The organism is Gordonia sp. UBA5067 (assembly GCF_002414845.1).
Classification (GTDB): Bacteria; Actinomycetota; Actinomycetes; order Mycobacteriales; family Mycobacteriaceae; genus Gordonia; species Gordonia defluvii.
The window spans coordinates 1,251-5,900 of sequence record NZ_DIAX01000068.1; the positions used below are offsets into that span (position 1 = coordinate 1,251).

A 4,650-nucleotide genomic window follows, 5' to 3' on the forward strand; every position below is an offset into this window, starting at 1 on the left:
GCAACCAGCCCCCCGACCAGGACCACCAGGCCGGCTGCGGCGGCGTAGCTGACGAAATGCCGATTCGGGCGACTCGACGCTGTCGCTCGGACCGAGACGTCACGGCCGTGGAGAACGTCGTTGACGTCGCCGTGCGCGGGAATCGTCGCCGCCGCGGACCGGAAACGGGACTCGAGTGTCGTGTCGTCGTCATCGACCGGGTTCATGTCAGCTCCTTCAGTAGTTGCTGCTTTGCGCGTTGGATCCATGGTCCGACCGAGCCGACCGGGCAGCCCATGGCGTGTGCGATCTCGTCGTTGCTCATCCCGACGTAGAACCGCAGCACGACGGCGCAACGCTGATTGAACGGCAGTCGGGCGAGGATGTCAGAGAGCTCGTCGGCTGCGGCGTCGTGCTGTTCGACGCGTGTCGTGCGGTCGTGTGTCCATCGACGGCGTCGGCTGGCGGTGTGGTCACGGCAGCCATTGAGCACGCATCGGTTGAGGTAGGGGCCCGGCTCGGCGATCTCCGACCAGCGGCGCCACACCTCGACGAACGCGTCATGCACGACGTCCTCAGCGGCACCTCGATCCCGTAGCAGGAACACTGCCCGGCGGAACTGCCCGGCGAACTCGACGTCGAAGAACTCGGCGAAGGCAGCCTCCGCATGGTCCTTGTTCGTCGTCATCTCAGCCTTGGTCGCTCTCACTACAGGTATCCACCGGCGAGCGTCCCGATCGGATACACGGACGCCAAGAAACTCTCCACTCCGAGGGTTCGGCGCCCGCCAACGTTGTGGTCATCGCGGCGGGGTGGCACGAACCCGCTCGGCCGCATAGACAGCCCAGTCGCCGCCGGCGGCGTGCGTCCAACGGGCCGCTGTGGTCGGGTAGAGCCCGATCAGATCAGCGAGGATCGCGGGCGGGATCTCGGCGGCCAGCTCCAACAAGACGTCGGTGCGGAGCTTGGACGCGCTGATGCCGAGCCGGCGCAACCGGTTGGCCAGTGTTTCGGGGTCGAGGTGGCGGCCGGCGAACCCGCCAGGGAACAGCCATCGGCTCGCAGCCGTGGTGTCCGAGGCTGATCGGCCGCGGCGTGTCTCGATGAGCGCGGTGACACACACAGCAACCGGCTCCACCAGCTCGACCCGATCGCGTCCGAAGCGGATCGTGACCGTCGTGCCGTCAATGGTGATGTCGTCAATGGTGAGGCGAACGAGCCGTGCGGGGAGTTGGCCGTAGCAGCCGACGAGGAGCCCGCTGACGCGGTCGACAAGGCTCATCGTGTCGTCAGTGAGGAGCCGTCTGATGATCTGTTCCTGAGCGCCCGGGGCGAGTTGGCGCGTTGGCCATCCCTGAACCCGGTTGGCGATCTCGAGCTCACCGCACAGCCCTCGCCGATGTGCCCAGCGCACGAAATCGCGGGCGCCTCGCCGAGACGGAGGCCCGGCCAACCACAGGTCGACATCGGCCTGGGTGCAGGTCGCGAGCGTCGCCCCGTGGCCGTGCAAGAACGCGAGGAACTCGATCGCCCGGGCGATCTGCATGCGCGCCGATCGGTCGTTGGTCGTCTCGGCCGTCGCAGCACGGCGGCGGACGCGGCGCAGCACCCACCACGTCGAGAACGCGTCGATAGTTTGCCGGTCGCCGGTGCCGGCGATCGCGTTGAGTTGAGTGGCGATCCAGGCTTCGAGCTTGGCGACGATCTCGTCGCGCGCCGCAAGCAGCCCCGCGGTCACGAGCTCGGCGCGTAACCGGCTGACCGCGAGCGTGTCACCGAAGGTGTCGATCCCCTCATGGGTCATCGCCACCTCCCCGGCCGACAGAGCCCTGATGCTGTTGGCAGCGAAGGGAGTCGCCAGCCAGCGCACGACAGCACGCGGCCGATCCGTCGCCAGCAGCGACGACCGTAGCGAGGCAACGTCCACGCTGCCGCCAGTCGTCAAGGCATCGAACACGTCCGCCAGGCTGCAACGCCAACAGTGACCGTTGCGGTAGAGGCGATCCTCGACACCGCACCCGGAACACACGCTCAACGCCGGGAACCCGACACAGTCCGAGCAACGCCCCGACAGGTCCCGCGGATCGGGGCGGCGGATCTGGCCGCAACCATCACACACCGCTTTGACTTCCAGACCCTTGTGGTAGCAGGTCATGCAGACCGGCCCGCACGCCCACACCACCGCGACCGTCGCAACACGGCCGCAGCGCGAGCAACCGGCCTTGCGGCGCGAGCACGACTCACATCGGAAACGACCAGTGCGAACACCGTCACAAGGTCGTTCGAGCCCGCACTCGACACACACCGCGGTCGGGCGGTTGCATGCCCGGCACAACGCTGTGCCGTCGTCGAGCCGGCGCGCCGGACGCGTCAGCGTGGCACAGCGGGCGCAGGTCTCCCAGCGGCTCCGGTCCTTGTTGAAGCAGACGCCACACACCGCAGCCCCGCCCGGGTCACGCGTCGTCACGCCTCGTTGTTGCCCGCACCGCCCGCACGTCTCGACACGGGCCCGGTGCGCACAGTTGACGCAGGCACGATGACCGTCGAGACGTTGCGTCAACCAGTCGCTGCGCCCGCAACGCACACACCGCGGCGCGGCGATCCCGACCGCGCCCGCCGACACCAGTTCGGTGACGAGCCGGTCGATCACCGGCGGTGCCGTCGTCGACGCGTGCAACACCTCGACATCAGTGAGCGCGCCGACCAACCATGCAGCCTGACGGAAGTTCGGTGCCGCCCGACCCACCGCGGCCAGGATGACGTCTTCGTCGAGCGTCGGTAGCCACGCCGTCAAGGTCGTGGCCGCCGTGTGATGCAGCTCGGTCATCAACCGGTGAGCCGTGCGACGCCTGGCGCACGTGCCGCACAACGCGGCCCCAGTCTCCGTGCGCGTCGACACCGGAAGGACATTCTTGCATGCAGTGCAGGGCTGCTGCCGGGACCGCGCATTGCAGGTCCCGCACCGCCCGCCCGACAGGACCAGCCCCGACCGGCCACACGTCGCGCACGCCTTGCCCGTCACGGGTCCGGCACGATCCTGGCTCGCTTCGGGCGTAGCGCCCGCACCTCACCGGCGGTGTCGCTGCCGGCGCCGGACGCGGCACGCTTGCGAGCCGGGATGGCCTCGGCGACCGGTTCGATCAGATCCGTCGAGGTGCACTCCAACGCGTCGCACAACGCCATCAAAATCCGCAACGACAACCGCTCCGGGGTCTGGGTCACCAACCGGTAGACCTGCGTCGACGACAACTCGATCCCGCGTTCGGCCAGCAACGGGGCCAGGTCCGTCGTCTGCCACAGCCCGCGAGCGGCCATCACCTCGCGCAGCCGCCACCGGTAGCCGAGCCTGCGAACTGTCACGTGTCGCCTCCAAGGTTGAACCGGTCGTCGAGCGCGCGGCGCAACACGACGTTCTTGTAGTCCGACGACACCCCGGTGTAGATCGCCGTTGTCGATGCCCACGCGTGCCCGACCTGTTGCTGCACGAACAAAGGATCCCACCCGTCCTCGATCAGATGCGTCACATACGAATGCCGCAGGCAATGCGGACCCAACTCGGCGGGCAGGCCGAGCTCGTCGCGGTAACGGGCGAACACCTTGTTCACATACACGATCCCCATCCGGCTCTGGCGTTCCGTCGGCCACAACACCGGCAACGACGCTCCATAGAGGGGACGGACCTCGGACACCCACTCGTCGACAACCTCGACCGCCCACGGGAACACCGACAACACACTGCGCCGCCGCGGCGGCCCACCCGCCTTCGCCTTGCCCCAGCGAACCGACAACACACCCGCGTCACCGAACTCTGGAGCCTTCGGATTGCGACCGAAATCGACGGTCTCGAGCATCGTCAGCTCGCGCCGGCGCAGACCCCAGCCATAGGCGACCTTCAACAACGTCGCATCACGAAACGCCGCCAACCACCCTTTGCGGCCACGCGCCCGCACCTGCCCGACACGGTCGTCAGCGTGATCGAACAACGCCTGCAACTCGACACGGGTCAGCGGCCGGTTCCCCGGCCGACCCTCGAACTCCGAACGATGCTGCACCGTGTTCCACTCATGACAAATCTGCACCGGGAACGACCCGAACCGCGACTCGCACTCGGCGGTCCAGCCGTAGCGGGCGTCGCAGATGTACTCGCAGAACAGTGACAACGTCACCTGCTCACCACGCACCGTCGAGTGCGCCACCTTGCGTTCCGACACCGCCGCTGCGGTCCACTCCTCCAGATCAGCCGGCCGCCACTGCCACGGATACTCGTTCGTCCATCTGGCGAACCGCTCCACCAACTGCCGGCGGCCGGCGATCGTCGACGGCGCCAAGAACCTCGACTGCTGCTGACGGCCCCAACCCTCCAACATCGCCGCGAACACCTGATCCTGCGGATGCAGCAACGACACCCCACCCACCAACGACAACGCCGCTGCGCCCGGCAAGATCCGATCCCCCACACCTTGCATCATGCATCAGATGCAACTATCGTGCAACACACGGACGGCGAATGGGGCCTCGGGCCGGCTCGTCGGACACGGATCGGCATCACGCCCCAGCCCACGACCCACGTCGAAGCAGGTCAGCCATGCCGAACTACCCCGCAAACACGATGCACACCTACTTGCATCGGATGCATAAGCGACAGAACTATCTTCCGCCGTTCCTCGGCCC

At 67.5% G+C, this 4,650-nt stretch carries 5 protein-coding genes; all 5 read right to left on the reverse strand.

Annotated features, from left to right (window positions below; translation table 11 throughout):
- A partial coding sequence (locus tag B4M62_RS11810; RefSeq protein ID WP_290713024.1) for a hypothetical protein occupies positions 1-206 on the reverse strand: 206 nt, incomplete at its 3' end.
- A complete protein-coding gene (locus tag B4M62_RS11815; protein ID WP_290713027.1) occupies positions 203-688 on the reverse strand; it encodes an RNA polymerase sigma factor in 486 nt (161 codons plus the stop codon). The genes B4M62_RS11810 and B4M62_RS11815, both read right to left, overlap by 4 nt.
- Before the next feature lie 90 nt (positions 689-778).
- Positions 779-2,806, reverse strand: a complete 2,028-nt coding sequence (locus tag B4M62_RS11820) for a hypothetical protein (protein WP_290713030.1) — start codon at positions 2,804-2,806, stop codon at positions 779-781.
- Positions 2,807-2,997: 191 nt separating this feature from the next.
- The gene (locus tag B4M62_RS11825) at positions 2,998-3,339 is read right to left on the reverse strand and encodes a helix-turn-helix domain-containing protein (RefSeq protein WP_290713033.1); all 342 of its coding nucleotides are present in this window, start codon (positions 3,337-3,339) and stop codon (positions 2,998-3,000) included.
- Positions 3,336-4,445, reverse strand: a complete 1,110-nt coding sequence (locus tag B4M62_RS11830; protein ID WP_414651834.1) for a tyrosine-type recombinase/integrase — start codon at positions 4,443-4,445, stop codon at positions 3,336-3,338. The genes B4M62_RS11825 and B4M62_RS11830 overlap by 4 nt, the downstream gene beginning before the upstream one ends.
- Positions 4,446-4,650 lie beyond the last annotated feature (205 nt).